The sequence below is a fragment of the Streptomyces sp. NPDC002588 genome, assembly GCF_040295925.1.
Taxonomy (GTDB): Bacteria; Actinomycetota; Actinomycetes; order Streptomycetales; family Streptomycetaceae; genus Streptomyces.
This window is the reverse complement of sequence record NZ_JBEOWF010000002.1, coordinates 327,138-350,532: the sequence shown is the minus strand read 5'-3', so window position 1 is coordinate 350,532 and position 23,395 is coordinate 327,138. Positions and strand designations below refer to the sequence as shown.

The 23,395-nt window shown below is 72.1% G+C and carries 23 protein-coding genes; 15 read left to right on the top strand and 8 right to left on the bottom strand.

Annotation, left to right across the window (positions count from 1 at the left end):
- Positions 1–22: 22 nt before the first annotated feature.
- Entirely contained in the window at positions 23–787 is a 765-nt protein-coding gene (locus tag ABT057_RS04290; protein WP_352340889.1) for a bestrophin-like domain, read from the bottom strand.
- A gap of 24 nt (positions 788–811) precedes the next feature.
- Positions 812–1,441 (bottom strand): hypothetical protein, encoded by a 630-nt coding sequence (locus tag ABT057_RS04285; RefSeq protein WP_352340888.1) that lies wholly within the window; start codon positions 1,439–1,441, stop codon positions 812–814.
- A gap of 309 nt (positions 1,442–1,750) precedes the next feature.
- Here ABT057_RS04285 and ABT057_RS04280 point away from each other — a divergent pair, with 309 nt between their 5' ends.
- From ABT057_RS04280 to ABT057_RS04265, 4 genes are all read left to right on the top strand, one after another.
- Positions 1,751–2,728 carry an SCO0930 family lipoprotein gene (locus ABT057_RS04280; protein WP_352340887.1) on the top strand — a complete coding sequence of 326 codons (978 nt, stop codon included), beginning with the start codon at positions 1,751–1,753 and terminating at the stop codon, positions 2,726–2,728.
- 326 nt (positions 2,729–3,054) lie between these two features.
- A complete protein-coding gene (locus ABT057_RS04275) occupies positions 3,055–3,867 on the top strand; it encodes an SAM-dependent methyltransferase (protein ID WP_352340886.1) in 813 nt (270 codons plus the stop codon).
- Entirely contained in the window at positions 3,864–6,008 is a 2,145-nt protein-coding gene (locus tag ABT057_RS04270; protein WP_352340885.1) for a putative bifunctional diguanylate cyclase/phosphodiesterase, read from the top strand. Before ABT057_RS04275 ends, ABT057_RS04270 begins: the two co-directional genes overlap by 4 nt.
- A gap of 101 nt (positions 6,009–6,109) precedes the next feature.
- Positions 6,110–6,889, top strand: a complete 780-nt coding sequence (locus ABT057_RS04265) for an MBL fold metallo-hydrolase (RefSeq protein ID WP_352340884.1) — start codon at positions 6,110–6,112, stop codon at positions 6,887–6,889.
- Positions 6,890–6,908: 19 nt separating this feature from the next.
- Here ABT057_RS04265 and ABT057_RS04260 read toward each other — a convergent pair whose 3' ends face one another.
- Positions 6,909–7,754, bottom strand: a complete 846-nt coding sequence (locus tag ABT057_RS04260; protein WP_352340883.1) for a LysR family transcriptional regulator — start codon at positions 7,752–7,754, stop codon at positions 6,909–6,911.
- 124 nt (positions 7,755–7,878) lie between these two features.
- Between ABT057_RS04260 and ABT057_RS04255 the strand changes: the two genes are divergently transcribed.
- A complete protein-coding gene (locus ABT057_RS04255; RefSeq protein ID WP_352340882.1) occupies positions 7,879–8,769 on the top strand; it encodes an NAD(P)H-binding protein in 891 nt (296 codons plus the stop codon).
- 4 nt (positions 8,770–8,773) lie between these two features.
- On the opposite strand, the gene ABT057_RS04250 is transcribed toward ABT057_RS04255, so the two are convergent.
- Positions 8,774–9,658 (bottom strand): LysR family transcriptional regulator, encoded by an 885-nt coding sequence (locus ABT057_RS04250; RefSeq protein WP_352340881.1) that lies wholly within the window; start codon positions 9,656–9,658, stop codon positions 8,774–8,776.
- A 120-nt stretch (positions 9,659–9,778) separates the two neighbouring features.
- Here ABT057_RS04250 and ABT057_RS04245 point away from each other — a divergent pair, with 120 nt between their 5' ends.
- The 6 genes from ABT057_RS04245 to ABT057_RS04220 all read left to right on the top strand — a co-directional run bounded on the left by ABT057_RS04245 (position 9,779) and on the right by ABT057_RS04220 (position 16,037).
- The gene (locus ABT057_RS04245) at positions 9,779–10,450 is read left to right on the top strand and encodes a succinate dehydrogenase (RefSeq protein WP_352340979.1); all 672 of its coding nucleotides are present in this window, start codon (positions 9,779–9,781) and stop codon (positions 10,448–10,450) included.
- 2 nt (positions 10,451–10,452) lie between these two features.
- On the top strand, positions 10,453–12,399 hold the full coding sequence (locus ABT057_RS04240; RefSeq protein ID WP_352340880.1) for a fumarate reductase/succinate dehydrogenase flavoprotein subunit: 1,947 nt from the start codon (positions 10,453–10,455) through the stop codon (positions 12,397–12,399).
- The gene (locus ABT057_RS04235) at positions 12,396–13,142 is read left to right on the top strand and encodes a succinate dehydrogenase/fumarate reductase iron-sulfur subunit (protein WP_352340879.1); all 747 of its coding nucleotides are present in this window, start codon (positions 12,396–12,398) and stop codon (positions 13,140–13,142) included. The genes ABT057_RS04240 and ABT057_RS04235 overlap by 4 nt, the downstream gene beginning before the upstream one ends.
- A gap of 152 nt (positions 13,143–13,294) precedes the next feature.
- Positions 13,295–14,068, top strand: coding sequence for a GNAT family N-acetyltransferase (locus ABT057_RS04230; RefSeq protein WP_352340878.1), 774 nt, complete (start codon positions 13,295–13,297; stop codon positions 14,066–14,068).
- Positions 14,065–14,940: a lysophospholipid acyltransferase family protein gene (locus ABT057_RS04225; RefSeq protein WP_352340877.1), complete on the top strand. Its 876-nt coding sequence runs from the start codon at positions 14,065–14,067 to the stop codon at positions 14,938–14,940. The genes ABT057_RS04230 and ABT057_RS04225 overlap by 4 nt, the downstream gene beginning before the upstream one ends.
- Before the next feature lie 11 nt (positions 14,941–14,951).
- Positions 14,952–16,037 (top strand): NAD-dependent epimerase/dehydratase family protein, encoded by a 1,086-nt coding sequence (locus tag ABT057_RS04220; RefSeq protein ID WP_352340876.1) that lies wholly within the window; start codon positions 14,952–14,954, stop codon positions 16,035–16,037.
- On the opposite strand, the gene ABT057_RS04215 is transcribed toward ABT057_RS04220, so the two are convergent.
- The gene (locus ABT057_RS04215; protein WP_352340875.1) at positions 16,004–17,008 is read right to left on the bottom strand and encodes an LLM class flavin-dependent oxidoreductase; all 1,005 of its coding nucleotides are present in this window, start codon (positions 17,006–17,008) and stop codon (positions 16,004–16,006) included. The genes ABT057_RS04220 and ABT057_RS04215 overlap by 34 nt on opposite strands.
- 57 nt (positions 17,009–17,065) lie before the next feature.
- On the opposite strand from ABT057_RS04215, the gene ABT057_RS04210 reads away from it, so the two are divergent.
- Positions 17,066–17,251 carry a hypothetical protein gene (locus tag ABT057_RS04210; protein WP_352340982.1) on the top strand — a complete coding sequence of 62 codons (186 nt, stop codon included), beginning with the start codon at positions 17,066–17,068 and terminating at the stop codon, positions 17,249–17,251.
- Positions 17,252–17,260: 9 nt separating this feature from the next.
- On the opposite strand, the gene ABT057_RS04205 is transcribed toward ABT057_RS04210, so the two are convergent.
- Entirely contained in the window at positions 17,261–17,476 is a 216-nt protein-coding gene (locus ABT057_RS04205; protein WP_352340874.1) for a dodecin, read from the bottom strand.
- A 267-nt stretch (positions 17,477–17,743) separates the two neighbouring features.
- On the opposite strand from ABT057_RS04205, the gene ABT057_RS04200 reads away from it, so the two are divergent.
- The 3 genes from ABT057_RS04200 (at position 17,744) to ABT057_RS04190 (ending at position 20,944) form a co-directional block, all read left to right on the top strand.
- Positions 17,744–19,105 carry a sugar transferase gene (locus tag ABT057_RS04200; protein ID WP_502973773.1) on the top strand — a complete coding sequence of 454 codons (1,362 nt, stop codon included), beginning with the start codon at positions 17,744–17,746 and terminating at the stop codon, positions 19,103–19,105.
- Between the two features lie 154 nt (positions 19,106–19,259).
- The gene (locus ABT057_RS04195; RefSeq protein ID WP_352340872.1) at positions 19,260–19,826 is read left to right on the top strand and encodes an LbetaH domain-containing protein; all 567 of its coding nucleotides are present in this window, start codon (positions 19,260–19,262) and stop codon (positions 19,824–19,826) included.
- Complete coding sequence (locus ABT057_RS04190) at positions 19,823–20,944, top strand: glycosyltransferase (RefSeq protein WP_352340871.1); 1,122 nt, start codon at positions 19,823–19,825, stop codon at positions 20,942–20,944. The genes ABT057_RS04195 and ABT057_RS04190 overlap by 4 nt, the downstream gene beginning before the upstream one ends.
- 61 nt (positions 20,945–21,005) lie before the next feature.
- Here ABT057_RS04190 and ABT057_RS04185 read toward each other — a convergent pair whose 3' ends face one another.
- Both ABT057_RS04185 and ABT057_RS04180 read right to left on the bottom strand, forming a co-directional pair.
- The gene (locus tag ABT057_RS04185; RefSeq protein ID WP_352340870.1) at positions 21,006–22,205 is read right to left on the bottom strand and encodes a glycosyltransferase family 4 protein; all 1,200 of its coding nucleotides are present in this window, start codon (positions 22,203–22,205) and stop codon (positions 21,006–21,008) included.
- A 35-nt stretch (positions 22,206–22,240) separates the two neighbouring features.
- A complete protein-coding gene (locus ABT057_RS04180; protein ID WP_352340869.1) occupies positions 22,241–23,221 on the bottom strand; it encodes an NAD-dependent epimerase/dehydratase family protein in 981 nt (326 codons plus the stop codon).
- Positions 23,222–23,395: the final 174 nt, after the last annotated feature.

The following is a 23,395-nucleotide window of genomic DNA, read 5'->3' as shown; positions in this document are numbered from 1 at the left end:
GTGGCGCCAACGGGACGGTCCGTCAGCCCCCGACGTTCGGGAAGAGGTGCAGGAAGGGTTCGGCGGACGCGGCGATGCCCCGGCTGTAGGGCGCGTCGAAGTCCCAGATGAGGAACAGCAGGAAGGCGATCAAGGCCGAGAACATCCCGGCCAGGACCAGTTCGCGGGGTGTTCGCCGGATCTGCAGCGCGAAGACCATGCCGATGGTGATGACACCGCCGGCGAGCAGCCCGAACCACACCACCCCCGGCATGGTCGCCCCGGTCGACCCGGCCCGGGCGTTGCGCGCCTCGTCCGCGGCGGCCATCTGGTCCAGCAGCGGCTGGTAGGCCTGTGCCTGGAAGTCGTTCTCCGGCTTGTAGTCGGTGATGTCGACCCGGACGCGCTGGAGGAGTTCGTCCCCGTGCGTCGTCAACTCGCCCTTGTCGGCCATCGACTTCCACTCGGTGGTGACGACGTGTCCGACATAGGCGTTGACATCGTCCCGAACACGGTCACGGACGGCGGGCGGGTACACCCGCACCCGCTCCGAGATCTCGTGCAGAGCCTGGGCCTCGGCCTGGACGTGGTCCTCGGCGCTGCCCCGGGCGTCCCAGACACCGGCGATGGCCAGGCCCAGCACGATCGCGTACACCACGCCGATCCACATCGTCATGTACTCGATGACGTCCGGGGTCTCGGAGGGGTCCTCGTCCTCGGCAGCGGCGCGGTCCCGTACGAAGGTCACGACGATCACCACCGCGCAGGCGGCGAGCATCGCGAGGGTGAGAACAAGCCATTCGGGCAAGAGATGCCTCCAGGATCGCCGTCACTAGCGCGGCCGCAGCGCGGCGACGGCGGCCAGCGCGGGCACGGTGATGAGCAGGACGTAGGTGACCGGCGGCGTACGGCTGCCGGACCGCCGCCGGGGCGGCGGCGCGTGGTAGGCCGGGTAGCTGACGGGGGTCGCCGAGGGACGCGGCGTGGGCCTGGGCGGCGTACGGGACGGCGTCGGCTCGGGAGTGGGCGTGGGCTCGGGCGGCGGTGGCGGGGCCGGCCGGGCGAGCGGCGGCGCGGGTGTGGGCCGCGCCGGCGGTGTGGGGCTCGGCCTCGGGGGCGGCGGGGGTGCCGGCGGCGTCGGTTTCGGGGTGGGCTCGGGTGTCGGTCTCGGGGTGGGCGTGGGCTTGGGCTTGGGTTCCGGCTTCGGGGGCGGAGACGGCGGTGGAGGGGGTGGCGGCGTCGGCACCGGGCACACCGTGGGCATCTGCGGCGTCGACGCCGTGGGAAGGCCGTGGCCGCCCGCCACCGCCACCGCGGTGATGCCGCCCGGGCCCGTCGAGGCGTACGCGCAGGCGTCGGCCGCGGCCACCCCGGCCGGCGCGGCCGCGAGGATCCAGGCCGCGGTCACCAGGGGCAACACCTTGGTGACGAGGGCGGATCGGGTCGGTTCGGGTCCATGCACGACGCAGATCATGCGGCCTGCCGCCGCGGCCCACGCCGATGAGCCGCGGGATTGCCCCGAACGGGGGACGTGCGCGGCAGGAGGTTTGGCGGCCGGGTGTTCGCACCTCCACTCCGGGCGGGTCCGTACGACTCCGTCGGGCATCGCCCTACCACCGCGCCGCGTGGCTCGACGAGGGCCCCTTCACAAGTGTCCGAAAGTTTTTTGTGCCGCGTTTGAACACAACGGCCGTCGCCGTGCGTACCCAGTGCCGTGCGGCGGCGCAGCAGGGCGCTGCAACATCTCAGGACTATGCGGGAGTTGTTTACGATGAAGACCTCCTGGCGGAGCGCCTCACTCGTGGCGAGCGCTGTGGCCGTGCTGACGCTGACGACGGCGTGCGGTCAGGAAAGCGGCACCTCGGCGTCGAGCCAGAACGTCGGTGCCACGGCCGCGGCCGGCACCGTCGGCGGTGTCGGCAGCGGCACCGGCTACACCAGTGGTGGCGTCGGTGCCGGAACGGGCAGCAGTGCCAGCCCGTCCGGCGCCGCGGGCAGTGGCGCCTCGACGCAGACTGCGGGCGAGCTGGCCATTTCCACCAACACGGAACTCGGCAAGATCCTCACCGACTCGAACGGCAAGACGCTCTACCGCTTCGACGCGGACACCGCCGAGCCGCCCAAGTCGAACTGCGACGGCGACTGCGCGACCACCTGGCCGCCGGTCTCCGCCGACGACGTCAGCGCCGGTGACGGCATCGACAAGTCGCTGCTCGGCGAGGTGACCCGCTCCGACGGCACCAAGCAGCTCACCGTGGACGGCTGGCCGGCGTACTACTACGCCAAGGACGCCAGTGCCGGCGACACCAGCGGCCAGGGCGTGGGCAACAAGTGGTTCGCACTGGCCCCCGACGGCAAGAAGGCCAAGGCGGAGTCCGACCTGCCGGGTCTGTCCGTCCGCAAGGACCCCAACCTCGGCAACATCGTCGTCGACAAGAACGGCATGACGGTCTACCGCTTCCTGAAGGACGAGGCCTGGCCCAAGCCGGTCTCCGCCTGCGTCGGGGCGTGCCTGGAGAAGTGGCCGGCCGTCGGCCCCGTCGAGACCAACGACACCGAGGGCGTCGTGAAGAAGGGCCTGATGAGCTTCACCCGGCCCGACGGCGTCAAGCAGCAGACGGTCAACTGCTGGCCGATCTACACCTTCTCCGGTGACAAGGCCCCCGGTGACATCAACGGCCAGGGCGTCGGCGGCACCTGGTACGCCGTGGCCCCCGACGGAAAGCCGGTCGGCGCGCCCAAGCAGTAGGGATCCGCCTCCCCAGGGCTGGTCCCCGCAACTGCCCCGGCTCGTACGACCCTTGGTCCGCCCCCTTCGCGCCGCACGGAGGGGGCGGACCGCTGTGCTGTGCGTTCATCCTTCGTATGCGGTGGCTTTCGCCGCCCTTCAGGCCGCTCCGGGACCGTCCGGAATGCTTCGGGTACTTTTCGTAGGCCCTCCGGGGGCGTCGATCCGGCACGTGCCGCAGGCAGTGACCGGGAACGGACGGTCAATTTCCGTTTCCACTCGCCCCTTTGGCGGGCGATCAGTAGCCTCAGCTCGAACACCGGATCGCCTACGGCTTGGAGAGATAGATGGAGCGTCCCGCCTGGGCTCCCCGGAGCATCGACATCTCGGTGCCCAGCGTCTCGCGGATCTACGACTACTACCTGGGCGGTTCGCACAACTTCGAGGTCGACCGCGAAGCGGCCCGCAGGGCCATGGAGTTCGTCCCGGGGCTCCCCAAGATCATGCAGGCGAACCGGGCGTTCATGCGCCGGGCGGTGCGCTTCGCGGCGGGCGAGGGCGTCACCCAGTTCCTCGACGTCGGCTCCGGGATACCGACCTTCGGCAACGTCCACGAGGTCGCCCAGGCGGCGACCCCGGACGCCCGCGTCGTCTACGTCGACCACGACCCGGTGGCCGTCGCGCACAGCCAGGCCGTGCTGGCGGGCAACGAGCACGCCGACGTCGTGGCCGCCGATCTGCGCAAGCCGCAGGAGATCCTCGACAGCCCCCAGGTGCGGGCCCTGATCGACCTGGACCGCCCGGTGGCGCTGCTGCTTGTTGCCATACTGCACTTCGTGGAGGACACGGACGACCCGTACGCGGCGGTGGCCGAGCTGACCCGGGCACTGGCACCCGGCAGTCTGCTCGTCCTCACCCACACCTCGTACGAGGGCGTCCCGCTGCCTCCGGAGCGGGTCGCGGGCGCGGTGGACGTGTACAAGGACATCCGCAACCCGCTGATCATGCGCTCGCGGGACGAGATCGCACGGTTCTTCGAAGGGTACGACATGGTGGAACCGGGACTGGTGCCGATGCCGCGGTGGCGGCCGGACACGGCACCGGAGGACGAGGATCCCTATGCCTTCACCGGGTTCGCCGGCGTGGGGCGTGCGGCGTGACCGCCGAGCCGGACGGGCCGGAGGACAGACTGCGCCGGTTCGCGACGATCTGGAGCCGGACCGTGTTCCCGGTGACCTCGACGTCGCTGACCCGTCCCGAGTTCGAGGAGCAGATCCTGCCCTCGGCCCGGCGGTTGCGTGAGGCGCTGCTGGCGAGGACCTTCGACGCCGACGCGGGCCGGGCGGTCGGCGCGGCCCTCGTGGAGGCGCACTGCACCGACCCGGAGGCCCTCAGCCGGGCCCTCGACTGCGTCGACGCCTACCTGGTGCTCTACTGCGGCGAGGACGGCCCCCAGGAGGACCTGCGCGCCCGCGCCTCCCGGCTCCAGCACGCCATCGCCGCCGGCTACGCGCACGCCCTGCGCGAGCGCACCCTCGCCGAGCAGGAGGCCATCGCCCAGGCCGCGTTGCGGGCGCAGGGCGTGGTGGCGCAGGCGCTGCACGCGAGCGAGGCCCGCTTCCGCGCGGTCTTCGAAGGCGCCGCGATAGGAATCGGCATGGCCGACCTTGATGGCAACATCCTCCAGGTCAACGGCGCGCTGCTGCGCATGTTCGGCGTCTCCGAGCAGACCATGCACGGCCGCAACGTCGTGGACTGGACCCACCCGGAGGACGCCCCGCAGACCTGGAAGCTGTACGAGGAGCTGGTCCGCGGCGAGCGCGAGCACTACCACCTGGAGAAGGCGTTCTACCGCCCCGACGGAACCGTCCTGTGGACGAACCTGACGGTCTCCCTGCTGCGCGACGCCGACGGCGAACCGCAGTACCAGCTTGCTCTGATGGAGGACACCACCGAGCGCCGGCTGCTCAACCTGCGGCTGCGCTACGAGGCCACCCACGACGCGCTCACCGGCCTGCCCAACCGCACCCTGTTCTTCGAACGGCTGGAAAAGGTGCTGGGCGCGGGCAAGGACCGGCGCTTCGGCCTGTGCTACCTCGACCTGGACGGCTTCAAGACCATCAACGACAGCCTCGGCCACGCGGCCGGCGACCGGCTGCTCGTGGAGGTCGCCGACCGGCTGCAGTCCTGCGCGACCGCGCCCGGCGAGATGGTGGCCCGCCTCGGCGGCGACGAGTTCGTGGCGCTCACCACCAACACCGAGACCCGCCGCGAGGTCGACGAACTCGCCGCGCGCATCCAGAACGCGCTGCTCGCGCCGGTGCGCATCGACGGCCGTGAGCTGACCGTGCGCGGCAGCATCGGCATCGTGGAGGGGCCGGCGGGGGAGCGCAGCGCGGCGGAGGTGCTGCGCAGCGCCGACATCACCATGTACCGGGCCAAGTCGGCGGGCGGCAACCGCTTCGAGCTCGCCGATCCCGAGGCCGACGCCCGCGCGATCACCCGCCACGGGCTGACCACGGCCCTCCCGGCGGCCCTGGAGCGGGGCGAGTTCTTCATCGAGTACCAGCCGCTGGTCCGGCTCGGCGACGGCAGCGTGCGCGGCGCGGAGGCACTCGTCCGCTGGCTGCATCCGCAGCACGGGGTCCTCGGACCCGACCGGTTCATCCCGCTCGCCGAACACACCGGGCTGATCGTGCCACTGGGCCGCTGGGTCCTCGAACAGTCGGTGCGCCAGGCCCGCGAGTGGCGGGAACGCGCCGGGGACACCGACCTGCTCGGCCCGCTCCGGGTCAACGTCAACCTCTCGCCGTGCCAGCTCACGCACCCCGGTCTGGTCCAGGAGACGGTCGACATCCTGGAACGCACGGGTGTCGAGCCGCAGGCACTCTGTCTGGAGGTGACGGAGTCGGCCCTGATCGGCGCCGACGACGACCTGCTCAAACCGCTGCGCCGGCTCGCCGAGATGGGTGTCGACATCGCCCTGGACGACTTCGGCACCGGCTATTCCAACCTCGCCAACCTGCGCCGCCTCCCGGTGAGCGTCCTGAAGCTGGACCGCTCCTTCACCCAGGGCATGCAGCAGTTCCCGGCGGACCCCGTCGACCTGAAGATCGTCGAGGGGATCGTCTCCCTGGCCCACAGCCTGGACCTCGCGGTGACGGTGGAGGGCGTGGAGACCGGCGCCCAGGCCGAACAACTCCGCATACTCGGCTGCGACACCGCCCAGGGCTGGTACTACGCCCGCCCGGGTCCGCCGGAACGCCTGCACGAACTGGCGCTGGTGGACGCGACGGGGTGACGGCACGACACGGCAGGCGGCGCCCCTGACCGGCGCCGCCTGCGCCGCCGGTCCGGAAAACCGCCCGCCGGCCGCGGGCCCAGCCCTTAGGGTGCCGTGTCATGCGACTGACGGTTCTCGGCGGCTGCGGGGCGTGGCCGACGGCGGTCCAGGCCTGCAGCGGCTATCTCGTCGAGCAGGGCGGGTTCCGGCTGCTCGTCGACCCCGGATACGCCACCCTGCCCCGCCTGCTGCTGCACGGCACGGTCGACGCCGTCGACGCCGTGCTGATCAGTCACGGGCACCCGGACCACTGCGCCGACCTCAGCCCCTTGCTCCGGGCCCGCGGGCTGAGCGACGACCCGCCGCCGGCGCTGCCCGTCTTCGCCCCGCGCGGCGCGCTCGACGCCGTCCTGGCGCTCGACAAGCCGGCCATGCTCGCCGACGCCTACCGACTCCACGAGTTCGATCCGGGCGACCGGTTCGACGTCGGACCGTTCTCCACCGACACCTGGCTCCTGCCGCACTTCGTGCCGAACGCGGGTCTCCGGCTCTCCACGCCCGGGGCCACGCTCGCCTACACCGGCGACACCGGTCCCAGCCCCGACATACCGAGGCTCGCGCGGGACGCCGACCTGTTCCTGTCGGAGGCCACGTACGTCCACCGGGTGCCGACCGCCGACGCGGCCTCTCTGCTGACGGCACGACTGGCCGGCGAGTACGCCCGGCAGGCGGGCGCCGCCCGCCTCATGCTCACCCACCTCTGGCCGGGCACGGACCCCGACCTGGCCCGGGAGGCGGCCGCGGACGTCTTCACATCGCCCGTCGCGGTCGCCGCTCCGGACCTGGTCGCCGAGGTCGGTGACGGCACGTGGACCGTCGACACCGAGGCCACCCCGTGAGGCGCCCGGCCCGCCCCGGTCAGCCCGCCGCGCGTTCTCCGAGCTCGTCCGCCACCGCCACCGCCGCCCGGACGAACGCCGCCGTCGCCCTCGAACGGGACTGCTGCGGCCAGGCGACGGCCAGCACGGCGGGGGGTGCGTCCGGGACGGGGCGGTAGACGACGCCCGGCCGGGGGTAGCGAGCGGCGACGGACACGGGCAGCAGGGGGACGGCCTCGCCCAGACCGACGAGCGTGAGCAGCTGGGCGAGGTCGTTGCCCTTGCCACGGACGTCGTCGATGTACCGGTAGGCCTCGTCGGGGCGCAGCCCGAGGTCGGCGAGGCACAGCCCGGTCCGGGCGGCGAGCGGATGGCTCGCGGCGAGGGCGGCGACGCGCGGTTCGACGGCCAGGCTCTCCGCGTCGAGGCCGGTGCGGTCGTACGGCTCGTAGACCAGGCCGACATCGGCCTCGCCCCGGCGCAGCAGCCGGGACTGCTCGTGCCACGCGCACAACCGGACGGAGACGGGCACCGAGGCGGGGTCTGCGGCGTACCGCGCGAGGATCGTCTCCAGCAGTCCCGCGTCCCCGTCGGCCTTCACCGCCAGCGACAGCTTCGGCTCGCGGGAGGCCGCCCGCCGCGCCCGCTGCCCGGCGGCGTCCAGCGCCTCCAGCGCGAACCGGGCCTCCGGCAGCAGTACTTCTCCCGCCGGTGTCAGCGCCACGCTGTGGGTGGTCCGCTCGAAGAGCGCGGCTCCGAGGTCCGCCTCCAGCCGGTGGATCGCCCGCGAGAGCGGCGGCGGCGAGATACCCAGCCGCTCGGCGGCCCGGGCGAAGTTCAGCTCCTCGGCGACGGCGACGAAATAGCGCAGCGGACGGGATTCCATGGGCCTGCTCTCCGATCGGTATTGCCCTGAGGGTAACAACCGCGACCGAACCGGTCCTTCAGTTACCCGCCGCCGGGCGGCAGGCTCAAGGACATCCCAACCCAGCCTGTTCCAGGAGCAGTTCATGATTGTCGTCACCACACCCACCGGGCAGATCGGCCGCGAGGTCGTCGCCCGCCTCCTCGACGCCGGTGAGGGCTCCGCACCGGTCCGGGTGGTCGTCCGCGACCCGGCCGGACTCGCCCCCGCGGTCCGCGACCGCGTCGAGGTGGTCCAGGGGTCGCACGCCGACCCCGCTGTACTGAAGGAGGCCTGTCAGGGCGCCGACCGCGTGTTCTGGCTGGTGCCGCCGACCCCCGCCGCCGAGAGCGTCGAGGGCAATTTCGCACACTTCACCGAGTCGCTGTGCCAGGTGATCGCGGCCCAGGGCGTCGAACGCGTCGTGTCCGTCTCGACCCTCGGCCGAGGCGTCGCCAAGAACGCCGGACTGATCTCCGCCTCGCTGGCCATGGACGAGACGATCGCCGCGACGGGCGTGCACTACCGGGCCGTGTGCCCGCCCTCCCTGATGGAGAACACGCTGCGGCACGTCGCCTCGATCCGCGACGAGGGGGTCTGGCCCGCCGTGTCCGCGGCGGACCGGGTGCTGCGCACCTGCGCCGTCCGGGACGTCGGCGCCACGGCGGCCCGGCTGCTCCTCGACGACTCCTGGACCGGGTACGCCGACGTACCGGTGGTGGGCCCCGACGCGCTGACCCCCGACGGCATGGCACAGGTCGTCTCGGAGGTGCTGGGCCGTCCCGTGCGGACACGGCAGATCACCAGCGCGGACCAGAAGGCGACGCTGCTGCGCTTCGGCGCCAGTGAGTCGTGGGCGCAGAGCGTGGCCGACATGATGGACGCCCAGAACGCCCAGGGCTTCTACGGCGCCGCCCAGCCCAGCACCCCCGACACCGCGCCCACGAGCTTCCGTCAGTGGTGCGAGGAGGTCCTCAGGCCGGCCGCGCAGAGCTGACCGCTCAGCTCTCCAGCAGCATCCGCTGAAGTTCCCGCGCCGCCCGCGGCGGAGCCACGTCGCTGCGGTGCGCGAGGGCGATCGCCCGGTGCAGGCCGGGCCGGGCGATCGGGGTGACCCGCAGCCCGCGTCCGGACCGGGCGGCCACCATGCGCGGCACGACGGCCATCCCCAGCCCGGCCCGGACGAAGCCGAGCACCGCGTCCATCTCGCCGCCCTCGACCGCGAACTCCGGCTCGAACCCCTCCGCCCGGCAGGCGGCCACGGTCAGTTCCCGCAGGTCGTAGCCGTGCCGGAACATCACGAGCCGTTCGCCCTCCAGGTCGGCGATCCGCACGGTCCGCCGTCCCCCGCCGGGCTTGGGCGCCTCGGGGGAGGAGACCACGACCAGGTCCTCGCGCAGCAGCTCCACCGTGGTCAGCGCGGGGGAGGGGGTCGGCAGCGGCATGACCACCAGGGCGAGGTCCAGGGCGCCGCGGGCGAGCTGCCGTACGAGATCGTGCGAGCCGCCCTCCTCGATCAGCAGCCGGATGCCCGGGTAGCGGTCGTGGAAGGCGCGCAGCACATCCGGCAGCAGACCGGTGCACAGACTCGGGGTGGCCCCCAGCCGCACCCGCCCGCTGCGCAGCTGTACCAGCTCCTGCACCTCGTACCTGGCGGTCTCGGTGTCCGCGAGGATCCGGCGGGCCAGCGGCAGCAGCGCCTCGCCCGCGTCGGTGAGCGTGATGTTGCCGCGCGCCCGCTGGAACAGATCCGCCCCGAGCTCCCGCTCCAGCGCCCTGATCTGCTGCGACAGCGACGGCTGGGCGACATGCACCAGCTCGGCGGCCCGGGTGAAGTGGCGGGTCTCGGCCACCGCCACGAAGTAGTGGAGCTGCTGGAACTGCACCCCAGCAGGATAGCCCCTGCCTATCGGAACAAGCCGTTTCATGTCTTGGACCGATGGGGCCGAACGGCCCTAGCGTCTTGGGACATGGCTCTGGCAACGCGGACGGACCGACGGCCGTCCATGGCGCGCACCGTGTGGGACTCCTCCGTCGGCAAGAAGACGGTGATGGCGGTCAGCGGTCTGATCATGCTGCTGTATCTGGTCGCCCACATGATCGGAAACCTGAAGATCTTCTTCGGCCCCGGGGAGTTCAACCACTACGCGCACTGGCTGCGCACCATGGGCGAGCCGTTCATGCACTACGAGTGGACGCTCTGGCTGATCCGCGTGGTCCTGGTCGTGGCCGTGGTCGCCCACGCCACCTCCGCGTACCAGCTCAGCCGCCGCGACATCAAGGCGCGGCCCAGCAAGTACGTGCACAGGAAGCCCCGGGCGAGCTACGCCACGCGCACCATGCGCTGGGGCGGGATCATCCTCGGCCTGTTCATCGTCTGGCACCTCCTCGACCTGACGACCGGCACCGTGCACAGCGGCGGCTTCCAGGAGGGACACCCGTACCAGAACGTCGTGGACACCTTCTCCACCTGGTACGGCAACGTGATCTACATCGTCGCGATGCTCGCCCTCGGCCTGCACGTGCGGCACGGCTTCTGGTCCGCCGCCCAGTCCCTCGGCGTCGGCAGCCGCACCCGCGACCGCGTCCTGAAGACCACGGCGAACGTCCTCGCGCTGCTGCTCACGGCCGGCTTCATCGCCGTACCCGTGGGCGTCATGACCGGAGTGGTGAGCTGAAGATGACCTACACCGACTACACGACCGGCGCACCCGTCGCCGACGCCAAGGCCCCCACGGGACCCGTCGCCGAGCGCTGGGACAAGCGCCGTTTCGAGGCCAGGCTGGTCAACCCGGCCAACCGGCGCAAGCACACCGTCATCGTCGTCGGCACCGGCCTCGCCGGCGGCTCGGCAGGCGCCACGCTCGCCGAACAGGGCTACCACGTCGTCCAGTTCTGCTACCAGGACTCCCCGCGCCGCGCCCACTCGATCGCCGCACAGGGCGGCATCAACGCGGCGAAGAACTACCGCAACGACGGCGACTCCGTCCACCGGCTGTTCTACGACACCGTCAAGGGCGGCGACTTCCGGGCGCGCGAGTCCAACGTCCACCGGCTCGCGCAGATCTCCGTCGAGATCATCGACCAGTGCGTGGCGCAGGGTGTGCCGTTCGCCCGCGAGTACGGCGGCCTCCTCGACACCCGTTCCTTCGGCGGCGTCCAGGTGTCCCGGACCTTCTACGCCCGCGGCCAGACGGGCCAGCAGCTCCTGCTGGGCGCCTACCAGGCCCTGAGCAGGCAGATCGCCGCCGGGAACATCGAGATGCACCCGCGCACCGAGATGCTCGACCTGATCGTCGTCGACGGCCGGGCACGCGGCATCGTCGCCCGGGACCTGATCACGGGGAAGATCGACACGTACTTCGCGGACGCCGTCGTACTCGCCAGCGGCGGCTACGGCAACGTCTTCTACCTGTCGACGAACGCCATGAACTCCAACGCGACCGCGATCTGGCGGGCGCACCGGCGCGGCGCGTACTTCGCCAACCCCTGCTTCACGCAGATCCACCCGACCTGCATCCCGCGCACCGGCGACCACCAGTCGAAGCTGACCCTGATGAGCGAGTCGCTGCGCAACGACGGCCGGATCTGGGTGCCGAAGGCGAAGGGCGACACCCGGCCCGCGAACAAGATCCCCGAGGACGAGCGCGACTACTACCTGGAGCGCATCTACCCCTCCTTCGGCAACCTGGTCCCGCGCGACATCGCCTCCCGCGCCGCGAAGAACGTCTGCGACGAGGGCAGGGGCGTCGGCCCCGGCGGACAGGGCGTCTACCTGGACTTCGCCGACGCCGTCCGGCGCATGGGCCGCAAGGCCGTCGAGGCCAGGTACGGCAACCTCTTCGACATGTACCAGCGGATCACCGACGAGGATCCGTACGAGGTGCCGATGCGGATCTACCCGGCCGTGCACTACACGATGGGCGGACTGTGGGTCGACTACGACCTCCAGACCACGGTCCCCGGCCTGTTCGCGATCGGCGAGGCCAACTTCTCCGACCACGGCGCGAACCGACTCGGCGCCTCCGCGCTGATGCAGGGCCTGGCCGACGGCTACTTCGTCCTCCCGGCGACCATCAACGACTACCTCGCCCGCAACCCGCACCAGGACGCGGTGACCGACGAACACCCCGTCGTCCAGGAGACGCTGGCCGAGACCCAGGACCGGCTGAACCTGCTGCTGTCCGTCGACGGCGACCGTACCCCCGACTCCTTCCACCGCGAGGTCGGCGAGCTGATGTGGGAGTTCTGCGGCATGGCCCGCACGGACGCCGGACTGCGCAAGGCACTTGAGCGCATCCCGCAGATCCGGGAGGAGTTCTGGCGGCGGATCAAGGTCCCGGGGACGGGCGAGGAGTTCAACCAGTCCCTGGAGAAGGCCAACCGGATCGTCGACTACCTGGAACTCGCCGAGCTGATGTGCCTCGACGCACTGCACCGCGCCGAGTCCTGCGGCGGCCACTTCCGGGAGGAGTCCCAGACCCCGGACGGCGAGGCGGCCCGCAGGGACGAGGAGTTCGCCTACGCGGCGGCCTGGGAGTTCACCGGGACCGGCGAGGCCCCCACCCTGCACAAGGAAGACCTGGTCTTCGAGTACGTCCACCCCACCCAGCGGAGCTACGCATGAAGCTCACCCTGCGCGTCTGGCGGCAGCGTGCCGCGGACGCCGACGGCGCCATGTCCACGTACGAGGTGGACGGCATCTCGCCCGACATGTCCTTCCTGGAGATGCTCGACACCCTCAACGAGGAGCTCATCCTCAAGGGCGAGGACCCCGTCGCCTTCGACCACGACTGCCGCGAGGGCATCTGCGGCGCGTGCAGCCTGATGATCAACGGCGACGCGCACGGACCCGAACGCACCACCACCTGCCAGCTGCACATGCGGTCCTTCCGCGACGGCGACACCATCGACGTCGAGCCGTGGCGGGCCGCGGCCTTCCCGGTGGTCAAGGACCTGGTCGTGGACCGGTCGGCGTTCGACCGGATCATCCAGGCCGGCGGCTACATCACCGCCCCGACCGGCTCCGCCCCGGAGGCGCACGCCACACCGGTGCCCAAGCCGGACGCCGACTCCGCCTTCGAGCACGCCGAGTGCATCGGCTGCGGGGCCTGTGTGGCGGCCTGTCCCAACGGCGCGGCGATGCTGTTCACCTCGGCGAAGATCAACCACCTGAACGTCCTGCCGCAGGGCGCGCCCGAGCGCGAGACCCGCGTCCTGGACATGGTGGCGCGGATGGACGAGGAGGGCTTCGGCGGCTGCACGCTGACGGGGGAGTGCGCGACGGCCTGCCCGAAGGGCATCCCGCTCGTGTCGATCACCGGCATGAACAAGGAGTGGCTGCGGGCGACGCGCAAGGTGAAGCGGTAACACCTGGCGTTGGCCGGGAAGTTCCGAAGCGCCTGGCATTCAGCATTCCCACATCCGCACTCTCGGCACCGGTCACGTACACGCCAACCGCGGTCGGCAGAAACAGGGGGAGCGCCACCGTCCCCGATGTGGCCCGTGCCCAGGAGTGAGCCATGACCGGCGTTTCCACGCTCGACCGTCCCCAGCAGTCCACGGCACCCGTCCGCTACACCGTCACCCTGGCCCGCGACGAGGACGACGTACGGGCCGCCCAGCGGCTGCGGCACGACGTGTTCGCCGGCGAGATGGGCGCCCTGTTGTCCTCCCCGCAGCCGGGCCTCGACGTCGACCCCTTCGACGCCCACTGCGACCACCTGCTCGTGCGCGACACGGAGACCGGCCAGGTCGTCGGCACGTACCGGCTGCTGCCGCCGGAGCGCGCCTCGGTCGCCGGACGCCTCTACTCGGAGGGCGAGTTCGACCTGACCCCGCTCGACACGATCCGCCCAGGCCTGGTCGAGGTCGGCCGCTCCTGTGTGCACCCCGACCACCGCGACGGCACGGTCATCGGCCTGATCTGGGCCGGCATCGCCCGCTACATGGTGGACCGCGGCCACGAGTGGCTGGCCGGCTGCTGCTCGATCCCGCTCGCCGACGGCGGCGCCCTCGCCACCGGCACCTGGGACCGGGTCCGCGAGAAGCACCTGGCGCCCGAGGAGTTCCGGGTACGCCCGCTCCTGCCGTGGACGCCGAACGAGACGGCTCCGGCCGCCCGCACCGAACTGCCCGCCCTGTTGCGCGGGTACGTCCGGCTGGGTGCCTGGGTGTGCGGCGAGCCCGCGCACGACCCCGACTTCGGGGTCGCCGACCTGTACGTGCTGCTGTCGATGCGCCGGGTCAACGCGCGCTACCTGCGGCACTTCCTCTCCCTCGTCCCGGCCTCATGAGCGTCTGGCTGCCCGGCGCACCCTGCACCCCGGTGGCGTGCGTGGAGAGCACCGCGTCCCGGACCGTCCTGCCGTGGGCCGTGCTGCGGCTGGTCACGGTGGTCGTGCTGGTGCTCGCCGGCGTCGTCGCGTCCCCCGTCGGCCCCTGGATCCCGGCGGGCGTGATACGCGTGTGGAGCCGCGCCGTCGTGCGGGCCTCCGGGGTCCGGATCCGGGCGACAGGCGGGCCCGCGCCCGCCACCGGCGGACTGCTCCTGGTCGCCAACCACATCTCGTGGCTGGACATACCGCTGCTGGCCGGTGTCCGCCCGGCCAGGACGATCGCCAAGAAGGAGATCCGGGACTGGCCGGTGGCGGGCGCGCTGGCCGCGAACGGCTGTCTGTTCATCGAAAGGGACCGCCTGCGCGCCCTGCCCGGCACGGTCGCCCGGATCGCCGACGTGCTGCGCCGCGGGAAGGCGGTCGCGGTGTTCCCGGAGGGCAGCACCTGGTGCGGGCGCGCGCAGGGGCCCTTCCGGCGCGCGGTGTTCCAGGCGGCGCTGGACGCCGGGGCCCGCGTCCAGCCCGTCCGCATCCGCTACCGGGACGCCGCCGGGGCGGCCAGCACCGCACCCGCGTACGTCGGCGACGACTCCCTGCTCACCTCGCTCTGGCGGGTGTGCTCGGCGCGCGGACTGGTCGCGGAGGTCGAGGTGCTGCCGGTGATCGAGCCGGGCACGCACCCTGACCGGAGGCTGCTCGCGGCCGCGGCCGGAGCGCGGGTGATGTCCGGGACGCCGTACGGGCACCCTCGTGCGTCGCACGAATTCCCGGCAAGCAGGGGGTCTTCGGACGTGCGGGATGGGATCATGGCGCGCGTCCCGACCACCTGAGGGGAGCGCACGTGAGCACAGGGCCGGCCGGCAGCACCGTCCTGGTGACGGGAGGCAGCGGTTTCGTCGCCGCGCACCTGGTACAGCAGCTCCTGGAGCGCGGCCACCGGGTGCGCACGACCGTGCGCTCCACGGCGAACACGGCGAAGCTCGCCCCCCTGCACGCCCTCCGGGACGCCCACCCGGGCCGCCTCGGCCTCTTCGAGGCGGATCTGCTGAAGGACGGCTCCTTCGACGAGGCGATGAAGGGTTGCACGGTCGTCTTCCACGTGGCCTCGCCCTTCCTGATGCCGGAGAAGATCAAGGACGGCCTGCGGGACGTGGTGGAACCGGCCCTCGAGGGCACCAGGAACGTCCTGGCGTCCGTCGACCGCACGGAGACCGTCGAACGGGTCGTCCTCACCTCCACGGTGGGCGCGATCTTCGGCGACTACGCGGACGTCGACGCCATGGACGGCCGCATCCTCTCGGAGCGGTACTTCAACACCACCAGCACGGTGGAGAACAACCCGTACCACTACGCCAAGACGGTCGCCGAGAAGGCCGCGTGGGACGCGGAGGCCGCGCAGAGCCGCTGGCGGATGGTCGTCCTCAACCCCGGCCTGATCCTCGGCCCCTCCCTCACCCCGGCCTCCGACTCGGGCAGCCTGTTCCTGCTGGACGAGCTGTTCAAGGGCTACTTCTTCTACGGCGCCCCGGACTTCAGCTTCACCACGGTCGACGTCCGCGACGTGGCCGCCGCCCACATAGCGGCGGCGCAGCACCCGGACGCCCACGGCCGGTACATCCTCGCGGCCGAGGAGATGACCTCCTTCCACCAGATGGCCCGCATCCTGCGGAGGCACCACCCGCGGAGCCTGCGCCTGCCCCGGACGGCCCTCCCGCACTGGCCCGTCCGCATCCTCGGCCCCGCCTTCGGCCTCACCCAGGACTACATCCGGGCCCACCTCGGCATCCGCTTCCGCGTCGACAACCGCAGAAGCACCGACGAACTGGGCCTGACCTACCGTCCGATCGAGGAGACCCTGGTGGACCACTACGGGTCCTGGCGTGAGCAGCGGATTCAGGCCCGGACGACCCGGGCCAGCCGCCGGTAGGAGTCCAGCAGCGCCGCACGGTCGTACGTGCTGGTGGTGACGAGGACCTCCTGTGCCCCGGTGTCCTTCAGCAGCAGCTCCAGCTCGCCGGCCACCTGCTCCTCGGTGCCCGCGATGTGCCCGGTCAGACCGGCCTCGTAGAAGCCGCGCTCCTTCGCGGTCATCGTGCGGGTCTCCACCTGCCCGGCGGGCGGCAGCGGCGGGAACGTGCCATGGGTGCGGGAGTACGCCATCGACCAGGCCTCCGGCAGCAGGAGCCGGCGGGCCTCCTCGGCGGTCGCGGCCACGGCGACCGTGCCGGAGACCACGACGTACGGTTCGGGCGCCCAGGGGGAGGGGCGGAAGCGGGTGCGGTACCGGTCGATGCCGCGCCGCATCCGCTCCCGGTCGCGCAGGTCGCCGATGACCATCGGCAGGCCCGCGCGGGCCGCGGTCTCCGCGCCCTCGCCCATGGCCAGCACGAACGGCGGCACGGTCAGGCCCTGCGCCGGGTAGGCGTGCACCCGGGTCGGCGAGGTGCCCCGGAACCAGCCGAGCAGTTCCGCCAGCTGGGCCGTGAAGTCGTCGGCGTCGGCGTCGTCCTTGTCCCGGCCGAGCGCCCGGCGCACCCCGTCGGTGAAGCCCACCGAGCGGCCCAGACCCATGTCGATCCGGCCCGGGAAGAGCGACTCCAGCACACCGAACTGCTCGGCCACGACCAGCGGCCGGTGGTTGGGCAGCATGACCCCGCCGGTGCCGACCCGGATCGTGCGCGTCGCCCCGGCCACGGCGGCCGCGAGGACGGTGGGCGCCGAACCCGCCACCCCCGGCACCCCGTGGTGCTCCGAGACCCAGAACCGGTGGAAGCCGAGCCGCTCCGCCTCCCGCGCCAGCGCCACGGTGTCCCGCAGCGCCTCCGCGCCGGTGCGGCCCTCACGGATGCGCGAGCGGTCGAGGACGGAGAAACGGGCCGAGGCGATCACGGAGGTCATACAGGGTTCAACACCTGTGCCCCGCCGGGATTCCCCACCAGCTCCGGAGTGAGGCGGGTGACCGACAGCGGCAGGCGGCCGCTCGCCGTGTTCGACCGTGACCGGGAGGTGCGGGTGCTGGTCGACGACGACGCGCTGGTGTGCGTGGACGCCGAACGGGCCGGGTTCGCCGTCGTCCTGGCGCGCCGGACGGAGCCGTCCGCCGAACTGCGCGCGGCGCAGGAGCGGGAGGGCCGTACCTGAGGGCCCGGGTCAGTCCGACTCGTCGAGGCGGAAGCCGACCTTCAGGCCCACCTGCCAGTGCGCGATGTCGCCGTCCTCGATCTGCCCGCGCACCTGGGTCACCTCGAACCAGTCCAGGTTGCGCAGTGTCTGCGAGGCGCGGGCGATGCCGTTGCGGACGGCCTGGTCGACGCCCTCGGGCGAGGTGCCGACGATCTCCGTGACCCGGTAGGTGTGGTTCGACATCGGATGCTCCTCTCGCGTGCGTCACTCCACCGTGCCCCAAGCCGCGGCACACCGCCATGCCACACACTCGGCAAGAAAAAGCCTATTTTCTACCCATGTGGTGATATAAGGATCATGTTGGAAATATGAGCTTCGACTGGGTGTTCGAGGTAGACCATGCGGCGGTTCAGAATCGCGATGTCCCGACAGGCGCCGGTTCCCATGGCGCGTCACCCCATCCACCGTGAGGAGACACGGGCCCTGTGGTACCGCCCCTTCTCGGTCGGCGTGGACCTGCTCGCCGCCGCCCTGCCGGTCGCGGCGACCATCGTGGAGGTCCGTGAACCCCACCCCTTGCGGCTGGCCGCCGCCGCGGCCCTGCTCTGGCCGCTGATCGGCGTGGCCAGCAAGCGCTACACGCTCCTGGCCTGGGGCGACGGCGGCGGTCTGCGGACCGTCGTCCGGGACTGGCTGGTCCTCGTCGGCGCCCTGGCCACCCTGCGGGTGGTCTGCGGCCTCGGCAGCGTGCCCGCCGAGGCCTTCACGGCCCTCATCCCCGCACTGGTGTGCACGGGCGTCTGCCAGAAGGTGATCCACCGTCACCTGGTGGCCGCCCGCCGCAACGCCCGCGCCCTGCGCCATGTCGTGGTCGTGGGCGAGGCCTCGACGCTCGACGCGGTGGTCGGGCAGCTCGCCCAGCGCACCGACCACGAGTACATCATCGTCGGCGCCTGCCCGGTCGGCGACGGAGAGATCGACTCCGGGGTGCCGGTGTGCGTACGGCTGCCGCTCGAGGCGCCCGAGACCCCCGAGACCGACGCCGGCCTCGTGCTCGGCGCGGTCGACGAACTCGGGGCCGACCTGGTGTTCGTGGCGCCCGGCCCGCACATGACCGGCGAACGGATGCGCCGGCTGTCCTGGGCGCTGTACGACCGGGGACGCTCCCTCATGGTGCTGCCCGGCATCACCGACGTGGCCCGCCGCCGGGTCCGGCTGACCTCGGCGGCCGGCCTCACCCTGCTGCACATCGCCCCGCCCCCGCAGCGCGGCGCGCACAGCCTCGCCAAGGGAGCCGTGGACCGGGTCGGCGCCCTGCTGCTGATCGTCCTGCTCTCGCCGCTGCTGCTCCTGCTGGCGCTGGCCGTCCGGCTCGGCTCACCGGGCCCGGTCCTCTACCGCCAGACCCGGGTCGGCCGGCACGGCATGCGGTTCGCCATGTGGAAGTTCCGCACGATGGTCGTCGACGCGGACCGGCTCAAGAGCGGCCTGGAGGCGGAGAACGAGAACGACGGGCACATGTTCAAGATGCGCCGGGACCCCAGGGTCACCTCCGTCGGACGCGTCCTGCGCCGCTACTCGCTGGACGAGCTGCCCCAGCTGTTCAACATCCTCTTCGGCCACATGTCGCTGGTGGGCCCGCGCCCGCCGCTGCCCGAGGAGGTCGTCAAGTACAACGGCATCGAGATGCGCCGGCTCCACGTCCGCCCGGGCCTGACCGGCCTGTGGCAGGTCAGCGGCCGCTCCGACCTGTCCTGGCGCGAGACGGTCGCGCTCGACCTGCGCTACGTCGACAACTGGTCGCTCTCCGGCGACGTCGACGTGATGGCCCGCACGGTCCGCGCGGTGCTGGACGGCCAGGGCGCCTACTGAGCCCCGGCCCGGCGGCCGCCGCCTACCGCCGGGCCACCGTCCGTCCCCCGTCCGGCATCCGCTGTCCGAGCCGCCGTCCGCCATCCGGGCGCGTCTGCCGTCAACACGCGGCCGGCGCGGGGGCTCCGCCCGCGGGGCCGTGAAGGATCGCGTCATGGTACAGACCACTTCCGCCGCGGGCCCGGCGCACCGGCCCGTCGTGGCGCGACACCTGCGCGGTTTCACCGGTGCCGGTTACGACAAGGGCCGCCCCCCGCTGACCCAGGCCGCCTGGTACGCCGTCCAGCATCTGCTGTTCACCCAGTGGTGGTTCCCGGCCCGCTGGCGGCCGCCCCTGCTGCGCGCCTTCGGCGCCCGGGTCGGCGAGCGGGTGCTGATCCGGCGCGGGGTGCGCGTCCACTGGCCGTGGAAACTGGACGTCGGCGACGACGTGTGGATCGGCGAGGACGTCTGGATCCTGAACCTCGAGCCGGTCGTCATCGGCCACGACTGCTGTGTCTCCCAGAGCGCCCTGCTGTGCACCGGAAGCCACCGCCGCCGCTCCGTCACCTTCGAGTTCGACAACGGCCCCATCCGGCTGGAGCCGGGCAGCTGGGTCGCGGCCCGCGCCGTGGTGCTGCGCGGGGTCACCGTCGGCCGGGGCGCGGTGGTGGGCGCGGGCGCCGTCGCCCACCAGGACCTGCCGGAGGACTCCGTACTGACCACGGGAGGCGCCGCATGAGGCTGGTCCACGTGGTCACGCTGGTCAGCGACGACGGGGCGTTCGGCGGTCCCACCAGCGTGGCGGCCGCGCAGCTCGAGGAGTGCGCCGCCCGCGGCCACGACGTGACGCTGGTGTCGCTGTGGCGCGGCGCCGCACCGGCACCCGAGCGCCTCGGTGCCGTGCCCTTCGTCTCCCGCCCGGCCTGGCGGGCCGTCCCGGGCCGGGGCTGCCTCGGGCTCATGCACCCCCTGCTGCTGTGGGACCTGTGGCGGGTGATGGGCAGCGCCGACGCCGTCCATGTGCACGCGGGCCGCGACCTGGTCTCGCTCGCCGCGCTCGCGGTGGCCCGGCTGCGGCGCGCGGACTTCGTGACACAGACCCACGGCATGGTCGAGCCCCGCACCGCGCCGGTCGCGCGCGTCTTCGACCGGCTGTTCGTGCCCCTGCTGCGCCGGGCACGCGCCTGCCTGGTGCTCACCGACCGGGAACGGCGCGAACTGTCCGCGGTACTGGGCCCGGACGGGCCGGAGCTGGTGAGTCTGCCCAACGGACTGCGGGTGCCGGCGGACGCGGCCGGCGGGCCGGCGCGCGGCGACCACGAAGTGATCTTCCTGGCCCGGCTGCACCCGCGCAAACGCCCCGAGGTGTTCGTGGAGATGGCCGCGCTGGTCCACAAGGAGCTGCCCGAGGCCCGCTTCACGCTGCACGGCGCCGACGAGGGATCCCTCCCGGCGGTGCGCCGGCTCATCGAGGACCGCGGACTGACCGGTGTGGTCGCCTACGGCGGCGCGCTGGACCACTCCGCCGCGCTGGCCGCGTACCGCAGGGCCGCGGTGTACGTGCTGCCGAGCGTGCGCGAGCCGTTCCCGATGACGGTCCTGGAGGCGCTCGCCGAGGGAACTCCCGTCGTGTGCACGGACAGCAGCGGCATCTCGGCCGAACTGGCGCGCAGAAAAGCGGCCTTGGTGACCGACGGCAGCCCGGAGGCGCTGGCCGACGCGGTGGCCGCGCTGCTCGCGGACGGCGAACTGCGCCGCGGGCTGGCCGACGCGGGCCGCCGAGCGATCGACGAGGTCTTCTCGATCCGCGCGGTCGTGGACCGGCTGGAGGGGCTCTACCGGAGCCGGCCGCGCTGAGGACGAGGACGAGGACGGCGGAAGGGGGCCGGCCGCCGAGTGCGGCCGGCCCCCTTCCGGTTCAGCGCAGGGGCGCCCGGCTCGCCGTACGGAGGATGTCCTCGAAGCGCGAGGCGCAGTCCTCGAGGGCGAACTCCCGCTCGGCCAGGGCGCGGCTCTCCTTGCCCAGCGCCTCGGCCCGGGCCGGGTCGGACAGGATCTCCGCGGCCCAGGCCGAGGCCTCGTCCAGCGCGGACTCCTCCGGGGCGAACACCGCCGACCCCGCCTTGCGCAGCAACTGCGCGGCCAGGTTGCCGGCGGGCATCAGACCGAGCACCGGGCGCCTGGCACACAGGTACGACAGGGTCTTCGACGGGACCGAGAACTCCCCGGCGTCCGCGCCCAGCAGGACGACCAGGAGATCGCCCGTGCCCAGCACCTCGGGCAGCCGGTCGTAGGGCTGGAAGGGCAGCAGCGTCAGTTCGACGCCCCGGGCGGCCGCCGCCTCCTTCAGGACGGGTACGGCCGGACCGTCGTTGACGACGACCAGCCGCACCGGCGTGCCCCGCTCGGCGAGCCGCTCGGCCAGCCGCACCAGCAGGGCGGGGTTGTGCTTCAGGCCCAGGGTGCCGGAGTACAGCACGGTCCGTACGCCGTTCAGACCGTGCTCGGCGGACCAGGCGTTGGCCCGGTCCACCGGCACGATCTCGTCCAACGGCGCCCAGTTGGGGATGACGGTGACCTTGCCGGCCGTGCCCCACTCGCGGTGGACGCGCACGAACGACTCGGCGATCACCACGATCGCCGAGGCCCGGCGCGCCGACCACTTCTCACCGGCCCCGAACACCTTGGCGGCGAGCCCCATCGAGCGGGCGACCCCTTCGGCGGCGAAGCTCTTCAGCGCCACGGCGGTCACGTCCTGGTGCCACAGCACCCAGGGGATGCCCAGTCGCCGCAGCACGGCCGCCGCCACCACCAGCACCGGGATCGGCATGTTGGACAGCAGGGCCACCTCGGGCCTCTCCCGCCGTACCTGCCGGGCCAGTTCGAGGCCCAGCAGGGTCTCCTGGCGCAGCCGGCGGACGTAGGCGTCCTTCTGCAGCGCGAGACCGTCCCCGATGGTGACGAAGCGCAGACCGGGGGAGTCCCCGGCGAGGTTGCCCTTGCCGGAGACGTAGGCCGTGCACGTCGAGTGGACGACCTCGTGACCGCGGCGGGCCAGTTCCCGGCTCAGCTGTGCCTGGAACGGGTGGCCGCTGTAGTCGTGGACGAGGATCCTCATCGGCTCTACCTGCCCTGGTGTCGGGTCGTGGTCCGTCACTGCTGGGCGCGCTTGACCTGGTCGTAGACCCAGGCGTAGGTCTTCTCCAGGCCGTCGACCAGGGCCACCGAGGGTTCCCAGCCGTGGATCTCGCGGATCAGCGTGTTGTCGGAGTTGCGGCCGCGCACGCCCTGCGGGGCGTCCAGCCGGTGGGCGCGCTCGCAGCGGACACCCGCGATCCCTTCCACGATGTCGACCAGCTGGTTGATGGTCACCAGCTCCGACGAGCCGAGGTTGACCGGGACTCCGCTGTCCCCGTTCATGATCATCTGGCTGCCGTGCAGGCAGTCGTCGATGTACATGAAGGAGCGGCTCTGCAGGCCGTCGCCCCAGATCTCGATCCGGTGGTCGCCGCTCAGGACGGCCTCGGCGACCTTCCGGCACACCGCGGCCGGTGCCTTCTCCCGGCCGCCGGTCCAGGTGCCGTGCGGGCCGTAGACGTTGTGGTAGCGGGCGACGCGGGTGACGAAGCCGTGGTCCTCCGCGTAGTGGCGGCACATACGCTCGGAGAACAGCTTCTCCCAGCCGTAGCCGTCCTCGGGCTGTGCCGGGTAGGCGTCCTCCTCCTTGAGGGCGGTGAGCTTCGGGTCGGTCTGCTTGCCGGCGGCGTAGACGCAGGCCGAGGAGGAGTAGAAGTAGCGCTCCACACCGGCCTCGTGGGCTGCCTGGAGCATGTGGGTGCTGGTGAGCACCGACATCATGCAGGCGGCCTTGTTGTTCTCGATGAAGCCCATGCCGCCCATGTCGGCGGCCAGCATGTACACCTGCCGCGCGTCCCGGACGCCGGCGCGGGCGCAGTCCAGGAGGGACAGGTCGGCGACCACGTTCTCGGCGTCGGCGTGGACCTGGTACCACTCCTGGCGCGGCTTGATGTCGATGGAGCGGACGGTCAGTCCCTGGGCGAGAAGGTCGCCCACCAGGTGACCGCCGATGAATCCCCCGCCCCCGGCGACGACGACGTCTACCTGCTGGCTCATGCGCAACTCCTCTGCGAATCGGGATACCTGGTGAGATCCAGTGAGATCCATCGAGATCCGTCGAGATCCGGTGAGATCTGTTGGCCGATAAGCTATGCAGATTTGTCATGATTTGCGGTAATTGGCACGCCGAGAAGTTGGCGGTTTGTGCGCGCCTGGGCTGATCAGGGCGAT